General features: G+C 60.9%; 2 protein-coding genes. Both read right to left on the reverse strand.

The genetic code is table 11. The annotated features are described in order from the left end of the window. Positions 1-737: alpha/beta fold hydrolase (locus tag ACH4F2_RS36290; RefSeq protein ID WP_398136840.1), on the reverse strand; the 737-nt coding region annotated here is incomplete at its 3' end. Between the two features lie 57 nt (positions 738-794). Beyond that, the coding region (locus tag ACH4F2_RS36295) for a hypothetical protein (RefSeq protein ID WP_397957393.1) at positions 795-1,110 on the reverse strand (316 nt) is incomplete at its 5' end.

The following is a 1,110-nucleotide window of genomic DNA, read 5'->3' on the forward strand; positions in this document are numbered from 1 at the left end:
TTCTTGATTTGCGCGGCCGTTCGGGCGCTGTCTTCCGGCGTGGTCAGGTAGTCGTAGTCGCCGGTCAACATCACGACGGGGCAGCGATCGCCGTCGATCTGATCGAGCTTGTCGCGCAGATCGTGATCGACCGAGTAGAAGTGCAGGTCGCCCTTGAACGCTTCGGATCCCTGGGTGTAATAGAACCAGGTCTTCCAGCGATCTGCCTCCGGTGACTGGGGAGCCATGAGATCCCACGTGCCGCTGGCGCACACCTGCGCTGCGTTCGCGTGCGGGTGCTGCCACCAGTCGAGGTAGAAGCCAGGCGAGTAGTCGGCACCTTCGACAGGGATGACGCCGGCGAAGCGATCCGGATTGCGCAGCGCAAGCTGCAGGGCGATGTTGCCGCCGAACGAGGATCCCATGAAGATCGGATTCTCGAGTTCGAGCGCATCAACGAGTGCAACGATGAAATTGGCGTAGTGGTCAGCCGAGAGTTTGTATTCCTCGGTCCACCACTCGGTGTTCTCCGGCGGATCGGACTTTCCATGTCGAGGTAGGTCGTAGGCGATGACGCGATAATTCGCGGTGATCTCTTCGTCTTCCAGCAGCCCGCGCCACTGATGGTTGTGAGCCCCGGCGGTGTGCTGGCACACCAAGGGCTGACCGGTGCCGTTCTCCAGGTAGAAGACCTTGTACAGCAGGCCGTCGACGTCGACGTCGACGTAGTGTCCCGTCACCGGGGAAATCTTGCTCATCTCGAGGGTTCCTTCGTTGGGGGGAGATTTTGAACTGGTTTGGGTGGCGCTGGTGAATCAGACCGGCACACCGACAGTGCGGAGCAGTTCGATCTGGCGTGTCACGCACCGCAAGTTCTGCATGAGAACCAGCACGTCGCCTTCGAGCTTCATGTCCCGTTGGAATGAGGCAGCCCAGATCCCGTGGTACATCGGCGCGGGTACGGGCACGCCGAACCCCTGCCAGGTCTTGGCACTGGCCCGGATGGCGAACTGGTACGGGCGGTCGAGGGGGCCGGGATCGACCGTGATGGCGTGTACTTTGCCGGTCGTCATCTCGACGACGAAGGTATGTGTGCCCATGTCCAAGAGGTACGAACAAGTGAAGTACTTG

Source organism: Streptomyces sp. NPDC017890 (assembly GCF_044328675.1).
Taxonomy (GTDB): domain Bacteria; phylum Actinomycetota; class Actinomycetes; order Streptomycetales; family Streptomycetaceae; genus Streptomyces.